At 66.9% G+C, this 15,080-nt stretch carries 15 protein-coding genes; 10 read left to right on the forward strand and 5 right to left on the reverse strand.

The window, feature by feature from the left end; genetic code table 11:
- The 5 genes from QNO06_RS13825 (at window position 1) to QNO06_RS13845 (ending at window position 4,915) form a co-directional block, all read left to right on the forward strand.
- The gene (locus tag QNO06_RS13825) at window positions 1–1,350 is read left to right on the forward strand and encodes an isochorismate synthase (RefSeq protein ID WP_227912699.1); all 1,350 of its coding nucleotides are present in this window, start codon (window positions 1–3) and stop codon (window positions 1,348–1,350) included.
- A gap of 193 nt (window positions 1,351–1,543) precedes the next feature.
- A complete protein-coding gene (locus QNO06_RS13830; RefSeq protein ID WP_227912698.1) occupies window positions 1,544–2,323 on the forward strand; it encodes a basic amino acid ABC transporter substrate-binding protein in 780 nt (259 codons plus the stop codon).
- 154 nt (window positions 2,324–2,477) lie between these two features.
- Entirely contained in the window at window positions 2,478–3,275 is a 798-nt protein-coding gene (locus QNO06_RS13835) for a basic amino acid ABC transporter substrate-binding protein (protein WP_227912697.1), read from the forward strand.
- A gap of 81 nt (window positions 3,276–3,356) precedes the next feature.
- Window positions 3,357–4,142: an amino acid ABC transporter permease gene (locus QNO06_RS13840; RefSeq protein WP_227912696.1), complete on the forward strand. Its 786-nt coding sequence runs from the start codon at window positions 3,357–3,359 to the stop codon at window positions 4,140–4,142.
- Window positions 4,143–4,147: 5 nt separating this feature from the next.
- Complete coding sequence (locus QNO06_RS13845) at window positions 4,148–4,915, forward strand: amino acid ABC transporter ATP-binding protein (protein WP_227912695.1); 768 nt, start codon at window positions 4,148–4,150, stop codon at window positions 4,913–4,915.
- 156 nt (window positions 4,916–5,071) lie between these two features.
- Here the strand turns inward: QNO06_RS13845 and menD are convergent, their stop codons facing one another.
- Window positions 5,072–6,802, reverse strand: coding sequence for a 2-succinyl-5-enolpyruvyl-6-hydroxy-3-cyclohexene-1-carboxylic-acid synthase (gene menD, locus QNO06_RS13850; protein WP_284162465.1), 1,731 nt, complete (start codon window positions 6,800–6,802; stop codon window positions 5,072–5,074).
- Between the two features lie 153 nt (window positions 6,803–6,955).
- Between menD and QNO06_RS13855 the strand changes: the two genes are divergently transcribed.
- From QNO06_RS13855 to QNO06_RS13865, 3 genes are all read left to right on the forward strand, one after another.
- Window positions 6,956–7,246 carry an FmdB family zinc ribbon protein gene (locus QNO06_RS13855; RefSeq protein ID WP_227912694.1) on the forward strand — a complete coding sequence of 97 codons (291 nt, stop codon included), beginning with the start codon at window positions 6,956–6,958 and terminating at the stop codon, window positions 7,244–7,246.
- A 28-nt stretch (window positions 7,247–7,274) separates the two neighbouring features.
- Entirely contained in the window at window positions 7,275–8,531 is a 1,257-nt protein-coding gene (gene fmdA, locus QNO06_RS13860) for a formamidase (protein ID WP_227912693.1), read from the forward strand.
- An 85-nt stretch (window positions 8,532–8,616) separates the two neighbouring features.
- Window positions 8,617–9,027, forward strand: coding sequence for an ACT domain-containing protein (locus tag QNO06_RS13865; RefSeq protein ID WP_227912692.1), 411 nt, complete (start codon window positions 8,617–8,619; stop codon window positions 9,025–9,027).
- Here the strand turns inward: QNO06_RS13865 and QNO06_RS13870 are convergent.
- Window positions 9,024–9,812: an SDR family NAD(P)-dependent oxidoreductase gene (locus QNO06_RS13870; protein ID WP_227912691.1), complete on the reverse strand. Its 789-nt coding sequence runs from the start codon at window positions 9,810–9,812 to the stop codon at window positions 9,024–9,026. The two genes, QNO06_RS13865 and QNO06_RS13870, sit on opposite strands and share 4 nt — an antisense overlap.
- An 86-nt stretch (window positions 9,813–9,898) precedes the next feature.
- On the opposite strand from QNO06_RS13870, the gene QNO06_RS13875 reads away from it, so the two are divergent.
- Complete coding sequence (locus QNO06_RS13875) at window positions 9,899–10,747, forward strand: helix-turn-helix transcriptional regulator (protein ID WP_227912690.1); 849 nt, start codon at window positions 9,899–9,901, stop codon at window positions 10,745–10,747.
- A gap of 109 nt (window positions 10,748–10,856) precedes the next feature.
- Here the strand turns inward: QNO06_RS13875 and QNO06_RS13880 are convergent, their stop codons facing one another.
- The gene (locus QNO06_RS13880) at window positions 10,857–11,846 is read right to left on the reverse strand and encodes an o-succinylbenzoate synthase (protein WP_227912689.1); all 990 of its coding nucleotides are present in this window, start codon (window positions 11,844–11,846) and stop codon (window positions 10,857–10,859) included.
- A 100-nt stretch (window positions 11,847–11,946) separates the two neighbouring features.
- Here QNO06_RS13880 and QNO06_RS13885 point away from each other — a divergent pair, with 100 nt between their 5' ends.
- Window positions 11,947–12,855 carry a phosphatase PAP2 family protein gene (locus QNO06_RS13885; RefSeq protein WP_227912688.1) on the forward strand — a complete coding sequence of 303 codons (909 nt, stop codon included), beginning with the start codon at window positions 11,947–11,949 and terminating at the stop codon, window positions 12,853–12,855.
- On the opposite strand, the gene QNO06_RS13890 is transcribed toward QNO06_RS13885, so the two are convergent.
- Complete coding sequence (locus tag QNO06_RS13890; RefSeq protein ID WP_227912687.1) at window positions 12,821–14,089, reverse strand: MFS transporter; 1,269 nt, start codon at window positions 14,087–14,089, stop codon at window positions 12,821–12,823. The genes QNO06_RS13885 and QNO06_RS13890 overlap by 35 nt on opposite strands.
- A gap of 40 nt (window positions 14,090–14,129) precedes the next feature.
- Window positions 14,130–14,990, reverse strand: a complete 861-nt coding sequence (locus QNO06_RS13895) for an MBL fold metallo-hydrolase (protein WP_227912686.1) — start codon at window positions 14,988–14,990, stop codon at window positions 14,130–14,132.
- Window positions 14,991–15,080: the final 90 nt, after the last annotated feature.

The raw sequence follows: 15,080 nt of genomic DNA on the forward strand, positions 1-15,080 counted from the left end.
ATGACCACCCTGCGTTCTGTGACCGTGCCTGTCGGTGAGCTTTCCGCCACCATCGGCCTCCTTGAGTATCTGGTTCTTGACGAGCAGCTGTGCTGGATCCGGCAGCAGGAAGGACTGGTCGGCTTCGGCGAAGCTGCCCGTTTCACCTCCACCGGCCCGGAACGCTTCAGCCTGGCCGAGCAGTGGTGGCGCTCCGTCCTGGCCTCCGCAGACGTCGAGAATCCGCTGTCGTTTGCGGGCACCGGACTCGTGGCCTTCGGCTCCTTCGCCTTCTCCAAGCGCTCCCCCTTCCAGTCCCGGCTGATCGTTCCCGAGGTGGTTGTGGGGCTGCGGGACAACGAGTCATGGGTGACCTATACAACCGCGGACCCCGACGCCGAGCTGTCCGAGGAGACGGCGAAGGCCGCCCTGGCCCGCTACCTCGAAGACCTGCCGCTGTACCGCGAGCATGATCCGGCGGACCGGATTGTGCCCGGAATGCTCAGCGAGTCCGAGTGGAAAAACGCCGTGGCCCGTTCCGTGGCCCACATTGCCGCCGGAGACCTGAGCAAGATTGTCCTGGCCCGGGACATTGCCGTGGAACTGGGCAGCCCCCTGGTGGCGTCCCAGGTGCTGCGCGAACTCGCCGTCCGGTACCGCGACTGCTGGACCTACTCTGTGGACGGGCTGATCGGCTCCACGCCGGAGATGCTGATCCGGGTGCAGGACGGCACAGCGCAGGCACGCGTCCTGGCCGGAACCCTGGACCGGGCCACCGCCCCTGCCGGAGACCCGGATTACGCGACGCGGGTACTGGCCGGATCCGACAAGCAGCAGCACGAGCACCAGATCGCCATTGACTCCCTGACCCGGGCACTGGAGCCGTTCACGTCCTCCATGACCTCCCACACCGAGCCGTTCGTACTGGAACTGCCCAACGTATGGCACCTCGCCTCCGATGTCAGCGCCGAACTGGCGGCCGACGGTTCCGGCATGGTCCCCACTCCGCTGACACTGGTGGAGGCAGTGCACCCCACGGCAGCAGTCTGCGGATTCCCCACCAGTGTGGCCGGAGAGTTAATCAGTGAGCTTGAACACATGGACCGCGGTCCGTACGCGGGCCCGGTCGGCTGGATGGACGGGGCCGGAAACGGTGAATTCGGGATTGCCCTGCGCGGAGCCGTTATTGAAAACCCCACCCGGGTCCGGCTTTATGCAGGCTGCGGAATCGTTGCAGGATCCAATCCTGCCGCGGAACTGGAGGAAACCTGGAGTAAATTCCGGCCCATGCTCGAGGCCCTCAGCTTGGACCGCCCGCGAGCTGTTGCGCAGCGAAGCGGCGACCTGGCAGCTGCTCCCGCAGCATCCTGAACCGGCCCGGCAGCACCTTTGAACCATCCCCGGGTGGGGCATTGCATAACCGTTTGGTTCGTTGCATAAATTTGCATTGGGTAGAATAGAAACTCGGAAGCTGCCGTTGTGCCTGTTTCCACCTGCTGCCGCTTCCGGAGACGGTTAGTTTCCCCCTGCGGCTTCAACCCACGACCAAAGGTTTCCAATCGCCATGCTGCACAAAGCCCGCACCGCCGTCGTCGCCGTCCTGGCCGCCGGCGCGCTGTCCCTGACCGCCTGCGGCGGGGGGACCGAAGAAGAATCCGGTCTCGGCCTGGTCAACGAAGGCTCCCTGACGGTCTGCTCCAACGTCCCGTTCGAGCCGTTTGAATACGTGGTCGACGGCGAGTACACCGGATTCGACATTGACCTCACCCGCGAAATCGCCACCGGAATGGGCCTGGACTACCAGGTGCAGAACGTCGGCTTCGACGGACTGCAGAGCGGCACCGTCCTGGCCGCCCGCCAGTGCGACATGATCGCCGCCGCCATGACCGTCACCGAGGAGCGCGCGGACAAACTGGCCTTCTCCGACCCGTATTACGACTCCCTGCAGTCGCTGCTGGTGAAGTCCGGCTCCTCCATCGCGTCCGTGGCTGACCTCGACGGCAAGAAGGTGGGCGTCCAGCAGGGCACCACCGGTGAGTCCTACGCACGGGACAACGCTCCCGAGGGCGCCGAGATCATGTCCTTCCAGACGGACGCCGAACTGTTCCAGTCCCTGCAGGCCGGCGGCGTTGACGCCGTGCTGCAGGACCTGCCGGTCAACCAGGACCACACCGGGGACGGCAAGTTCACCGTCAGCGCCACCTTCGAAACCGGTGAGGTCTACGGCTTCGCAATGAAGAAGAAGGGCACCGAAGAGCTGACCGCCGAGGTCAACAAGCAGCTCTCAACCCTGCGGGAGAACGGTAAGTACCAGGAGCTCTACGACAAGTACTTCGCGCAGTAGCTCCACTTCCGCACCGCAAGGGCCCGGCGGCAAAGTAGCCGACATGTTACCGAAATATGCGGTACGTACGCTCTAGACTGCATCCCAATACCAGCAAAGGGTGAGCCGGGCCACACAGGCCCGGCTCACACCGTCCGACGTAAGGTTGTAACTCATGTTGCGTAACACCCGCACTGCTGCCCTGGCCTTCCTGGCCGTGGGTGCCCTCTCGCTGACCGCCTGCGGCGGCGGTTCCAATGACGATGCCGGGTCCTCCGACGCCGGCAACGAGTTCAACCTCGTGTCCGACGGCGCGCTGACGGTCTGCTCGGATATCCCCTATGCACCCTTCGAGTACGAAGAAAACGGGGAGTACACCGGGTTCGACATGGACCTGATCCGCGAGATCGCCACCGGTATGGGGCTGGAACTGGAAGTTCAGGACGTGGGTTTCGACGGCCTGCAGAGCGGCACGGTCCTGGCGGCCGGCCAGTGTGACCTGGGTGCCAGCGCCATGACCATCACCCCGGAACGGGAAGAAAAGCTCGGTTTCTCCGAGCCGTACTACGACTCGCTGCAGTCCCTGCTGGTTCCGGCCGATTCGGACACCAAGGCACTGGAGGACATGTCCGGCAAGAAGCTGGGTGTCCAGCAGGGCACCACCGGCGAGGCCTACGCCCGCGACAACATCCCCGACGACGTCGAAATTGTTTCCTTCCCCAGCGACGCGGAACTGTTCCCCGCCCTCCAGTCCGGCAACGTGGACGCCGTCCTGCAGGACCTGCCGGTGAACCTCGGCCACACCGACGACGGTGCCTTCACCATTGCCGAGAAGTTCCAGACGGACGAGTCCTACGGTTTCGCGATGGAGAAGGAGAACACCGAACTCATCTCCGCGGTGAACGAGCAGCTGTCCGAACTGCGCGAAAATGGTAAATACCAGGAGATCTACGACAAGTACTTCACCGAATAAGCCCAGAACCATCAATGCTGTGCCGTCCCGGGCGCCAAGGCCCGGGACGGCCCGTTTTCTCTTCTCCGGAAGGCTCCACACTTGAAACCCTCCACCCGCAGACGCCTGGTCCAAGGCGTCCTGTACGCCGTCTTTGTCCTCGCGCTGGCAGCCGTTGTGCTGCTGGCCGACTGGGAGGCCATCGGCGAGAACTTCTTCGACCCCGAGGTGGCCCGCGAGGCCTTCCCGACCATCATCACGGTCGCCGTGAAGAACACCATCATCTACACGGTGATCGCGTTTGCCGGCGGCCTGCTGCTGGGCCTGGTTTTGGCCCTGATGAAGCTCTCCCCCGTAGCCCCCTACCGTTGGGCCGCCACGGTGTACATCGAGCTTTTCCGTGGCCTTCCGGCGCTGCTGGTGATTTTCGGTTTCGCCTTCGCCGTACCCATTGCCTTTGACTGGCGGCCCCCGGGCGGCAGTGCCGGCGCCGGCCTGCTGGCCCTCATCATCGTTTCGGGCGCGTACATCGCCGAAACCATCCGCGCCGGTATCCAGGCGGTTCCCGCCGGGCAGGCTGAAGCGGCCCGCTCGCTGGGCATGAGCCCGGCCTGGACCATGGTGTCCGTGACCCTGCCCCAGGCTTTCCGGATCATCACGCCGCCGCTGACCAATGAACTGGTCATCCTGATCAAGGACACTTCCCTGCTGTTCATTGCCGGCATGGCCCTGCAGGACCGTGAGCTGACCACCTTCGCCCGCGACTCCGTTTCCCAGACGGCCAACGCGACGCCGCTGGTCCTGGCCGCCCTGATGTACCTGATCATTACGCTGCCGCTCACCCAGCTGGTAGCAAAGCTTGAACGACACAACCAGAGAGGCAGGTAGCAGCCATGAGCGTCGAGAAGAACAGCGCCGTCGATAAAAACAGTGCCCCTGCCATCGAGGTCCGCAACCTTCACAAGTCCTTCGGCAGCAACGAGGTCCTCAAGGGCATCGACTTCCACGTGGACCAGGGCGAAGTGGTCTGCGTGATTGGCCCGTCCGGTTCCGGCAAGTCCACCCTCCTGCGGTGCGTGAACCGCCTGGAGGATCCCACCAGCGGCACCATCATGGTGGAAGGGGTAGACATCACCGACCCCGACACGGACCTGGACAAGGTCCGCACCCGGATCGGCATGGTCTTCCAGCAGTTCAACCTCTTCCCGCACCTGAACGTGCTGCGCAACCTCACCCTGGCCCAGCGCCGGGCCAAGCGCCGCGGCAAGTCCGAAGCCGAGCAGGTGGCCAAGCGGAATTTGGCCAAGGTGGGACTGGCGGACCGTGAAGGCGCCTTCCCCGGCCAGCTTTCCGGCGGACAGCAGCAGCGCGTAGCCATTGCCCGCGCACTGTCCATGGATCCGGACATGATGCTCTTTGACGAGCCGACGTCCGCCCTGGACCCCGAACTGGTAGGCGACGTGCTGGGCGTTATGCGTCAGCTCGCCGAAGAAGGCATGACCATGATGGTCGTGACGCACGAAATGGGCTTCGCCCGCGAGGTTGGCGACCGCGTGGTCTTTATGGACGGCGGCGTCGTGGTGGAGCAGGGACGCCCCGAGGATGTCCTGGGCAACCCGCAGCACGAACGCACCCGTGCCTTCCTCTCGAAGGTCCTCTAGGACTTAAGGGCCTCTAAGACCTAGGGGCCTCTAGGACTTGGGGGCCTCTGGGACTTCTCCAGAGCTTCCACTCAGCAGCATCGAACGGCCCGCACCTGGAGGTGCGGGCCGTTCTTTTTTGTCGTCAGGAGCAGGTCAGTTTGTTCCAGGAGCAGGTCAGCGGCGCAGGGACGCCGTGACCGCGTCTTGGACCCGGGCGTGCAGGTTCCGGAGCATGTCCCGGGCCACGCGCACTTCCAGCACGGACCGGCCGGCCACCGGCGCCGCCAGCGCCGCTTCGAGCTCAGCGGCTGATTGGAGCAGCTGGTGCCGCACCCCGTAGCCGGCGCACAGTGCGGCCAGGTCGGCCCGGTGCGGGGTGCCGAAGAAACGCTCCACCAGGGCGGTGTATTTCGGGTCCTCGCCCAGCGCGCCGTGTTCGAGCACCGAGAAGATGCCGCCGCCGCCGTCGTTGAGCACCACTATTTGCAGGTCCGGCTCATCCTCTCCCGTCCCCAGGAGCAGCGCACCGGCGTCATGCAGGAAGGTCAGGTCCCCCACCAGCAGGCGGGTCGGGATGCCGCCCGCCAGCGCAATGCCGGTGGCCGTGGAAATGGTCCCGTCGATGCCGGCCAGCCCCCGGTTCGCGTACACGTCCAGCGGATGCCAGTCCGGGGCAGCAACCAGGTCCATGTCCCGGATGACGTTGGAGGAGCCGAGGACCAGGTTCGCGTCCGCGGCGTCCCAGACCAAATCGGCCACCTGCAGACCGGTCAGTTCAGCCTGCCCCTCCAGCATGTTGGTGATGGTGTTACGCGCCGCTTCCGATGCTGTCTGCCAGGCCTCGAGCCAGCCGGGTGCTCCGGCGCCGGCAAATTCGAAGAGCCCGGGAATGTCGTTGATGATCGTTTCAGGCCGCCGTCCCGGCGTGAACCAGTTCACCGGGCGGGGCAGGTACAGCGCCTTCTCCACGTCGGTGCGGGCCAGCAGGGCAGCCACCGGCCGGGACAGGGTGGGGCGGCCGAAGACCACCACGCGTTCGATCTCCGGCCCAAGCTCGGCGAGCAACAGCCGGTACGCGGAAACGGCGTTGGGCCCAAAGCGCGCGTTGGAAGACGGTTCGGCGAGCAGCGGCAGCCCGGCACGCAGGGCAAAGACGGCGGCGAGTTCCCCCGCGCCGTCGCCGGCCACCACTACGGTGCGGTGCGTCCCCGGAACGGGCGGATCGGTGGCGGGAACACGGTCCTCCGCCGGGACGGGAGCTACGACGGGCAGCGTTTCCCGGACATCCGGGGCGTTGAGGAACAGCGGGTCGGTGTCGCGGGGGGTCAGCGGGTCGCGGAACTGCAGGTTGATGTGCACCGGTCCCACCGGGATGCCGGTCCCCAGCCGGGCCAGGGCGGCCGAAATGGCTCCGGCCGGGTCTGTGCCGGCTTCCACATCCTGAGCTGCCACGGGGAAGCCGGCAAAGATGCCCGGCTGTACCGTGGTCTGGTTGGCGCCGGTGCCGTGCAGTTCGGCAGGCCGGTCCGCGGAGAGCACCACCAGCGGGACACCTGCGTGGTGGGCCTCCATCACGGCCGGAACCAGTTCACCCACAGCGGTGCCCGAGGTGGTCACTACGGCTGCGGGGCGGCGTCCGCCGCGCGCCAGGCCAAGGGCCGTGAAACCGGCAACCCGCTCGTCAATCCGCACGTGCACGTGCATCCGGCCCTGCAACTGCGCTTCGGCCAAGGCGTAAGCCAGCGGTGCGCTGCGTGATCCCGGGGCAATTACGACGTCGTGCACCCCGGCCGCCGCGAGGGCGGCGACGGCGGAGCGGGCGGCCTGCAGGGAACTCAACCCACTTCCGTCAATCGGTTCGGGGCTGCTGGCTGCGGGCTCAGGGCGGTGCGAAGATCCGGTCACCCTTCCATCCTAGGGTTCGGCGTCACCGGATGCGGTGCGGGCCGTCCACCGTTGACGCGCATCCCGGCCGTTCTTAGGCTGTCGGGCAAGCCGGAGCGGCACCGAACTTAAGCTGCCTCGGGCGTTTTCCGCAGCTGCCCGAGAAGGGGACCCATGCCGCTCTACTCCTACCGCTGCCCGGACTGTAGGGAATTTGATGTCTTCCTCGCGATGGGCGAAGCCACCGGCTTCATCCCCTGCCCCATCTGCGGACACGCGGCTCAGCGCCGGTTCACGGGCCCGCATCTGTCGCATGCCTCCGGCAGCGCCTACCGCCTGCTCGAAAAAACGGAGCGCTCGGCCTCGGAGCCCGGCGTCGTCGCCGTACCCGGGACCGAAGCTGCCGCCCCACGCGCCACAACGTCCGCGAACCCGCTGCACCGCAAACTTCCCCGGCCCGATTAGCTGCACCCGCCCACCCCAAGGAGAGACCATGCCAAAGACCGTCTTTTCCCTCGATTCCACCAGGACGTTCGAAGACCAGGAGAGACTCGGCCACAACCGCTGGCATCCCGAAATTCCCCCGGTCGCGGTGGTGCGGCCCGGCGATTCCTTCCGTGTGGATTGCCGGGAATGGTTCGACGGCGCCATTCACAACGACGACTCAGCCGAGGACATCCTCAACGCTCCGCTGCTCGCCGTCCATAAGCTCAGCGGCCCGTTTGCCGTCGAGGGCGCCAGGCCCGGCGACCTGCTGGTGGTGGACATCCTCGACGTCGGGCCCATCCCGCAGGAGGACAACGGCCCGCTGGCCGGACAGGGCTGGGGCTATACCGGGATTTTCGCCCGGGAAAACGGCGGCGGGTTTCTTACCGACCAGTTTCCCGACGCATACAAGGCCATCTGGGACTTCACCGGCCAGCGCGCCACCTCCCGGCACGTGCCCGGAGTGTCCTTTACCGGGCTGATCCACCCCGGCCTGATGGGCACCGCTCCCTCGGCGGCGCTGCTGCAACGGTGGAACCAGCGCGAGGGCGCACTGATCCAGACCGACCCGTACCGGGTGCCGCCGCTGGCGCTGCCGCCGGAGGCCGGGCACGCAGTGCTTGGCGGACTGCCCCAAAGCGAATGGGACAGGGTGGGGGCGGAGGCTGCCCGGACTGCGCCGCCGCGGGAGAACGGCGGGAACCAGGACATCAAGAACCTCTCCAAGGGCAGCAGGATCTTCTATCCCGTATTTGTGGACGGCGCCAATCTGTCCGTCGGGGACCTGCATTTTTCGCAGGGCGACGGCGAAATCACCTTCTGCGGGGCCATCGAGATGGGCGGCTTCATAGACCTGCGGGTGGACCTGATCCGGGGCGGGATGGACACCTACGGAGTGGGCGAGAATGCCATCTTTATGCCCGGCACCGTGGAGCCCCAGTTCTCCGAATGGCTCGCGTTCTCCGGCACTTCGGTAACGCTCGACGGAGAGCAGCGCTACCTCGATTCTCACCTGTCCTACCAGCGCGCCTGCCTGCACGCGATCGACTACCTGACCAAGTTCGGATACTCCCCCGAGCAGGCGTACCTACTGCTGGGCGCCGCCCCGATCGAGGGCCGGCTCTCCGGCGTCGTGGACATCCCCAACTCCTGCGCCACGGTCTACCTACCCACCGCGATCTTCGACTTCGACGTGCGGCCCTCCGCTGCCGGCCCGGTCCGGATCGACCCGGGCATCGGCGCGCCGCATGCGGCCAACCCGTGACGCGCGGCCTGTCTGGCAGGATGATGGGGTGCGATTAGCGCGGCCCTACGGGGGCCTTCCGCACGAAGTGAATCAGGATGCTTCCATGACCCTTCCTGCCCCCGCTCCTTCAGTGGAGCTGCACGTGCTCGCCGGCAACTACGTGATTGCCAGGCTTTCCCCCGCCGCGGAGGCGCCCGCCGGTCTCCTGGCTGCGGCGCCCCCGGACGGATTCGTTTCGATCACCCGGACGCCGCAGGAGCTTTCGATTGTCTGCCCCGCGGCGCTGGCTCCGGCAGATGCCGAAATTGATGGAACCTGGGCCGCTCTTTATGCCTCAGGCCCCATTCCCTTCGGCTTGACCGGAGTGGTGGCCTCCCTGGTTGCGCCGCTTTCGGCCGCCGGCTGCCCGGTGTTTGTGGTCTCGACCTTCGACGGCGACATCCTCATGGTTCCCTCACCGCAATTCGATCAGGCCCGCGACCTGCTGCGGGCAGCAGGTCATACGCTTCCCTAGGCCCCGGCCCCGCCGTCGACCGGGATTATTGCCCCGGTAACGTAGGACGCCCGGTCGCTGAGCAGCCAGGCGGCGACCTCGGCAATCTCCTCCGGTTCGGCCAGCCGGCCGAGCGGAACCGATGCCACTATCGACTTGACGACCCCGGGAGCAGCCTCCTCCCACGTATCGATCATTTCCGTGGCCGTACCCCCCGGGGTGATCCCGTTGACCCGGATCCCCTCGGGGGCCAGGTTCACGGCGGCAGTCTCCGTCAGGCTGTTCAGCGCCCGCTTCATGGCGCCGTAGGCGGGGAGGGTGGGGTTCGCCCGCCGGCTGCCGATGCTCGATGTGTTCACGACTGCTCCGCCGCCGCTTTTCCGCATGAGCGCGGCTTCGGCGTTCAGGGCAATCCAATGTGCCCGGAAATTTACCGTGTACTGCTCCTCAAGGTCCTCATCGGTGATGGTTTCCACGCTGCCGGGCGGCTGGATGGCGGCACCGTTGTTGAAGGCGCCGTCCAGCCGCCCATGCAGTTCCCCGACGTGGTCCAGCGCGGCACGGATGCTTGCCGGGTCCGCCAGATCCATCCGAACGGCGTCCGCCACGCCGCCGTCGCGCCGGATACCGGCCACAATGCGGTCCAGGGCTCCGGTGCTGCGGGCAGCGAGCACGACGGCGGCGCCTTCCCGGGCGAAGAGGCGTGCGGCCGCGGCCCCGATGCCCCGGCTGGCACCAGAAACGAAGACGACCTTGCCGGCAAGCAGTCCGAGGGATGGGGCTTCAATGGTTTTTGTTTGTGTCATGTCCACAGCTTTCCGCAGGCCCGGAGCCGGAAACAGGCACAGACTGTACTACTCTCCACCGGCGTCGGACGGGCACACTTAGGGGCATGGATAAGCAGGAACTTGGAGCATTCCTCCGCAGCCGCCGGGAGCGGCTCCGCCCGGAAGACCGCGGCCTTCCCCCAGGTCCCCGCCGGCGCGCCCCCGGGCTGCGCCGGGAGGAGGTCGCGGTGCTTGCACACATCTCCACCGAGTATTACGCGCGCTTGGAACAGGGGCGGGCACCCCGGCCATCGGCCGAGGTCCTGGCCGGGATAGCCGGGGCACTTGGACTGACGGATGCAGAATCCATGCACCTGCACGCCCTCGCCGGCACGGCACCCCTGCATCGCGGGATGCACCGCCGGGACGTCCGCCCCAGCATCCTGGCGCTCCTCGACCGGCTTCCCCAGACGGCCGGGTTCGTGGTCTCCGCGGCGTTTGAGGTCCTCGCCTGGAACGACCTCGCAGCCGCCCTGATGGAGGACTACGCCAAACTCGATCCCGCGGACCGCAACCTTGCGAGGAAGGCGTTCCTTCGTCCCCGGACCGAGGAGGACCTATACGGCATCAGCGACGGTGCGGAATTCCGGCAGACCGCGGTTCGGCGGCTCCGTTCGGCTCTGACCCGGTATCCGTCTGATCCGTCAGTCAGGGACCTGGTCCGGGACCTGCAGGAAGGCAGCCCCGAGTTTGCCCGGTTGTGGGACCGGCACGACGTCCAGTATGTGCCCACCCTGCGGAAAACCTTCCGCACCGCCATCGGGGATATCACCGTCGACTGCGACAGCTTGGATATGGCGGACCGTGACCAACAGCTGGTGCTCTACAGCGCCCCGGCGGGGTCCCGGGATGCGGACAATCTTGCCCTTTTGGGCTTGATCGAAGACCCCCAGCTCCCGGCCCCCGGGATGTAACGGGAAGGGTAACGGCACGAGCCGGACCTGCGTGCGTGCACTGTCGGTCCGGTGATCCTGTCGGTGCACGCCCCGGCTGTCAGAGGCGGCCGGGCAGAAGAATCGCCACCTAGGCGCGTCGGGCCAGCAGCCCGTGCACCCGCTCCAACCGGTCCAGCCACCACCGGGTGCGTTCCGCAGGGGCTGCATAGCGTTCCAGCAGTTCCTCGGACACCGTCACGTCCCGCACGGCCAGGGCGCCGCCGTCGGGCAGCAGGGATTCCCCGGTGACGTCGCCGGCCATCAGCGAAAGGGTGCCCAGCCCGCAGGCGTAGGGCAGCTCGGGCAGCGCGGCGGCCAGGGCGACGCCGGTGCGGATGCCCACTGAGGTGTCGATGGCGGAACTCACCACGGCGGGCAGCCCGGCCTGCCGGACTATGTCCACAGCCCGGCGCACCCCGCCCAGCGGCGCGGCCTTGATGACGATCAGGTCCGCGGCGTCTTCGCGGGCAACCTTCAGCGGGTCGGTTTCCTTGCGGACACTTTCATCAGCGGCAATAAGCACCGGCACCTCACGGCGGCGCAGCTCGGTCCGCACCGCACGCAGCCCGTCAATCCCGGCTACGGGCTGTTCGGCATATTCCAGCCCTGCCTCGGCCAGCCGGGTCAAGGTTGCGACGGCGGTGGGAATGTCCCAGCCGGCGTTGGCGTCCACGCGGATTCCGGCGTCGGGCAGCAGCCGCCGCACCTCGGCCACGCGGGCCAGGTCCTCTTCCGGGGACTGGCCGGCCTCCGCCACTTTCACCTTCACGGCGGATACCGTGCCGAAGCGGGCCAGCACGGCCTCCACCTGGTCCACAGGCACTGCGGGAACGGTTCCGTTTACCGGCACCGCATTCCGCACGGGTTCCGGGTAACCCAGCTCGGCGGCTTCCAGGGCCGAGGCCAGCCACGGCACGGCTTCGGCATCCGCGTACTCCGGGAAGGGGGAGAATTCGCCCCAGCCTGCGGGCCCCTGCAGCAGCAGGGCCTCACGGTGCAGGATGCCGCGGAACTTTACCCGCATGGGAATGGATACCACACGCGCACCGGCGCGCAGGGCAGGGAAATCGGTACTCATCCAGTTCGGCACCATGCCAGCCTACGCTTGTGGAGTTTTAGGCCGCCGCGGTGAAGGCAGGCTCAGGCAACGTTCACGATGATGTGGCAATCTGGAAGCAATGGATACTCGCAACTTGCTGGCACAGCGCTCCCGTGCCCAACGTCCGGCTGCGCATAATCCGGCGCTCTTCCTTTTTGCCGCCCTTGTATGTGCCGCCGGCGTTGCCGCCACCTACTGGTTCTTCGTCCGCACCACCACCGGCCAACTGGCCGACGAATCCGCGTTCAAGGAAGCCGAACTGATCGCCCTGGGCAACCATCTGCCGGTCATCTCGTTCCTGGACAACCTGCCGCTCATCTCGGTTTTCATCGCGGTGATAGTGGTGGTTTTCGTGACCATCCTGCGGCATCGGATTTCCCCTGCCGTGATTGCCCTGGGTACGTTCGCTGCAGCCAACATCAGCAGCCAGCTACTCAAACGCACCGTGCTGGACCGTCCCGACCGGGGCGTGGTGACCCTTGATTTCAACTCGCTTCCTTCCGGCCACACCACCCTTGCCGCCTCCGCCGCGGCGGCGGTCTTCCTGCTGGCCTCCCCGCGCTGGCGCCCGCTCGCGGCGCTCTTCGGCGGCAGCTACGCCATCTTGGCGGGGGCAGCCACGTTCCTGAACCTCTGGCACCGCCCGTCCGACGTCGTCGCCTCCCTGCTGGTGGTGGCGGCCTGGACGCTGGTGGGCGGCCTGGTCATGATGCGCACCAACCCGGAATGGAACTGCTGGCCGGCCACCGGCCCGGCCCAGGGGCAGGCGAAGGTCATTGCCGTGCTGTGCGCCGTGCCCGGCATCCTGGCCACCGCGGTGAGCCTGGGCCTGTACTTCTACGCCCGGTGGGATTCGGCCCCCGTGGCCACTGCCGCGCCGCTGTATTTCTGGGCAGGTCTGGCGCTGATTGTCGGAGTCGGTTTCCTGATCAGTGCCCTGGCCTGCTGGCTGTTCAGCCAGCAGGCGGGGGACCCTGCCCGACGCTAGCGGCTGCCCGGGCCTTGCGCCCGGGCACCCAGCGCCACAGCACCGCCGCTCCCAGCAGCCCAAGTACGGCGGTAGCCCCGATTCCCGCCGACAGCGAGACAAGGGCGGTTACGGCCGCGAGCAGTCCCGGCCCGCCCATGGTTCCAAGGTCCGCGAGCAGCCGCCAGATGCCCAGGAACTGCGGGCGACCCGGCGAGGGAGAAAAGTCGGCGCCAAGGGTCATCACAATGCCGGAGCCTATACCGTTGCCAAATCCGATCAGCAGAGCCGCCAGCAGCAGCCCGGTGGGTCCGCCGGCCAGCGGCAGCAGGCCCAGCCCCGCTCCCATGATCAGCATGCACGGCACAGCCACCGAGCGCCTGCCCCAGGTATCCATGGCCTTGCCCGCGGGATAAAAGATCAGCATGTCGATGGCGCCCGATAGCCCGTAGATCAGTGCCGTGGCGGTGGGATCCAGTCCAATGTGCTGGGCCCACAACGGAATCACTGCCTGTCTGGTGGCCCGGACCGCGGCGATCAGCAGCACCCCGATGCCGATGGTCCGGAACACCCGGGCGTGGCTGCGCAGGATGCCAAGGACCGTGGGTGCAGGGGCATCTTCCGGTCCGCGGCCAGCCGGCCCGCCCGGCCCTCCGGACCGGCTGGAACCGCCGGAACCGCTTGAACGGAGGGCCAGATCCGGGACCTGGAAACTGAGGATGCCTGCCCCGACGGCGGCCACGGCACCCACCCAATAGGCGCCCTGGGTGCCCAGGAAGTGGATGGCCCCGGCAGCGGCAAACGGACCGATAAAAACGCCGATCCGGTTGACGCCGCCCAGGGTGGACAGCGCCCGGGCACGGAAATGCAGGGGCACCGCCTCGGTGAGATAGCTCTGCCGGGCCAGGCCAAACACCGAGCCGGCCATCCCGACCATAAACACGGCCACGGCAAAGACCCACAGCACCGGTACGGCTGCTGCCAGGACCATGGCCAGGGCGCACCAGGCCGAGGCAGCCACAAGCGCCCATTTCTCACCGAACCGCGTGGTGACCACGGTGGCAGGCACATTGGTCAGCAGCGAGCCGACCCCGGTAAGGGTGATGAGCAGGGCAGCCAGGGCAACGGTGGCGCCGAGGCCGCGGGCGGTGATCGCCACCACCGGCAGGATGGCGCCGGTTGCCAGCCCGTAAAGCAGGGTGGGGCCGTAGGCAGGAACGGCTATGGTTCGAAGGCTGAAATCTTCCGCTGGCACGGCCCCAGACTATCCCCGCACCGGCTGCCGGACAGTGCTGTTACTTCTTCAGCCACTTCCACCGGGCAAGGGTGCGAAGCCGCGTCAGCAGCGCCCGCGACTGTTCGGGCCCGTACGGAAGGATGGGGATGGCCTTGGTCATGTCCACCGATGCCTGGTCCATGGCGCTGCGGGTCACGGCGACCGCGGTGCGCATCTTGTTCATCTGGGTGGTCACGAAATCCACCGTGACCGGTGAGCCGTGACCGGGAATGAACACCGTATACAGGTCTTCCAGGGCGGTGATCTTGCCCAGCGTGCGGATCCAGTCCTTGGGGAAGGAATCCTCGAACTGCGGGTCCGCTCCCTGCTCCACCAGGTCTCCGGTGAACAAGACGTCGCCGGCTCCGACCAGCAGGTCGTGGTCCGTGTGTCCACGGCCCAGGTGGAACAGGGTGACGGAGATGCCGCCCAGATCCAGGTCCACTGGGGCCTCATCCACCAGCTTTGTGGGCTCGGCAATTTCCGTGTGTTCACCCATCCCGGCAGCCATCTCGGGCTCGGCGTCGGCCGCCTGGGACCGGTGGGTGTTGCCGTTTTCGCGAATGCTCGCGGCGCAGCCGGCGGTGGCCCAAATGTCCTCCACACCGTTGGCCAGCATCAGGGCGTTGCCGAAATAGTGGTCGAAGTGCGCATGCGTGTTCACCGCCGTCAGCGGCAGGTCCGTCAACTGCCGGGCGGCGTCGTAAATTTCCTGTGCCATGCCGGGGCCGGCTCCGGTGTCAATGAGCAGGGCCCGCTCGTCGCCCACCACCAGTCCGGTGTTGACGCTGTAAGCGGTGTTGCTGCGCACCCAGATGCGGGGCGCAACCTCCTGCCAGCCCAGCTGGCCGGTTAGATGCTGCTGCGGTGTTTCGGTCATGTCAGGGATCCCTTCGCCGGCCCTACCAACCTATCGCGGACGGGTTGTGCGCGGCACGTATTACGGGGCAGTGGTTACAGGCCAGTCGTT

Source organism: Arthrobacter sp. zg-Y20, assembly GCF_030142075.1.
GTDB lineage: Bacteria > Actinomycetota > Actinomycetes > Actinomycetales > Micrococcaceae > Arthrobacter_B.

Bases quoted from the DNA above. Each gene is read 5' to 3' on its own strand.
- QNO06_RS13825 (WP_227912699.1), top strand. From the start codon at position 1: ATGACCACCCTGCGTTCTGTGACCGTGCCTGTCGGTGAGCTTTCCGCC.
- QNO06_RS13895 (WP_227912686.1), bottom strand. From the start codon at position 14,990: ATGACCGAAACACCGCAGCAGCATCTAACCGGCCAGCTGGGCTGGCAG.
- QNO06_RS13855 (WP_227912694.1), top strand. From the start codon at position 6,956: ATGCCGCTCTACTCCTACCGCTGCCCGGACTGTAGGGAATTTGATGTC.
- QNO06_RS13865 (WP_227912692.1), top strand. From the start codon at position 8,617: ATGACCCTTCCTGCCCCCGCTCCTTCAGTGGAGCTGCACGTGCTCGCC.
- QNO06_RS13875 (WP_227912690.1), top strand. From the start codon at position 9,899: ATGGATAAGCAGGAACTTGGAGCATTCCTCCGCAGCCGCCGGGAGCGG.
- QNO06_RS13845 (WP_227912695.1), top strand. From the start codon at position 4,148: ATGAGCGTCGAGAAGAACAGCGCCGTCGATAAAAACAGTGCCCCTGCC.
- QNO06_RS13885 (WP_227912688.1), top strand. From the start codon at position 11,947: ATGGATACTCGCAACTTGCTGGCACAGCGCTCCCGTGCCCAACGTCCG.
- QNO06_RS13835 (WP_227912697.1), top strand. From the start codon at position 2,478: ATGTTGCGTAACACCCGCACTGCTGCCCTGGCCTTCCTGGCCGTGGGT.
- QNO06_RS13830 (WP_227912698.1), top strand. From the start codon at position 1,544: ATGCTGCACAAAGCCCGCACCGCCGTCGTCGCCGTCCTGGCCGCCGGC.
- QNO06_RS13880 (WP_227912689.1), bottom strand. From the start codon at position 11,846: ATGAGTACCGATTTCCCTGCCCTGCGCGCCGGTGCGCGTGTGGTATCC.
- fmdA (WP_227912693.1), top strand. From the start codon at position 7,275: ATGCCAAAGACCGTCTTTTCCCTCGATTCCACCAGGACGTTCGAAGAC.
- QNO06_RS13870 (WP_227912691.1), bottom strand. From the start codon at position 9,812: ATGACACAAACAAAAACCATTGAAGCCCCATCCCTCGGACTGCTTGCC.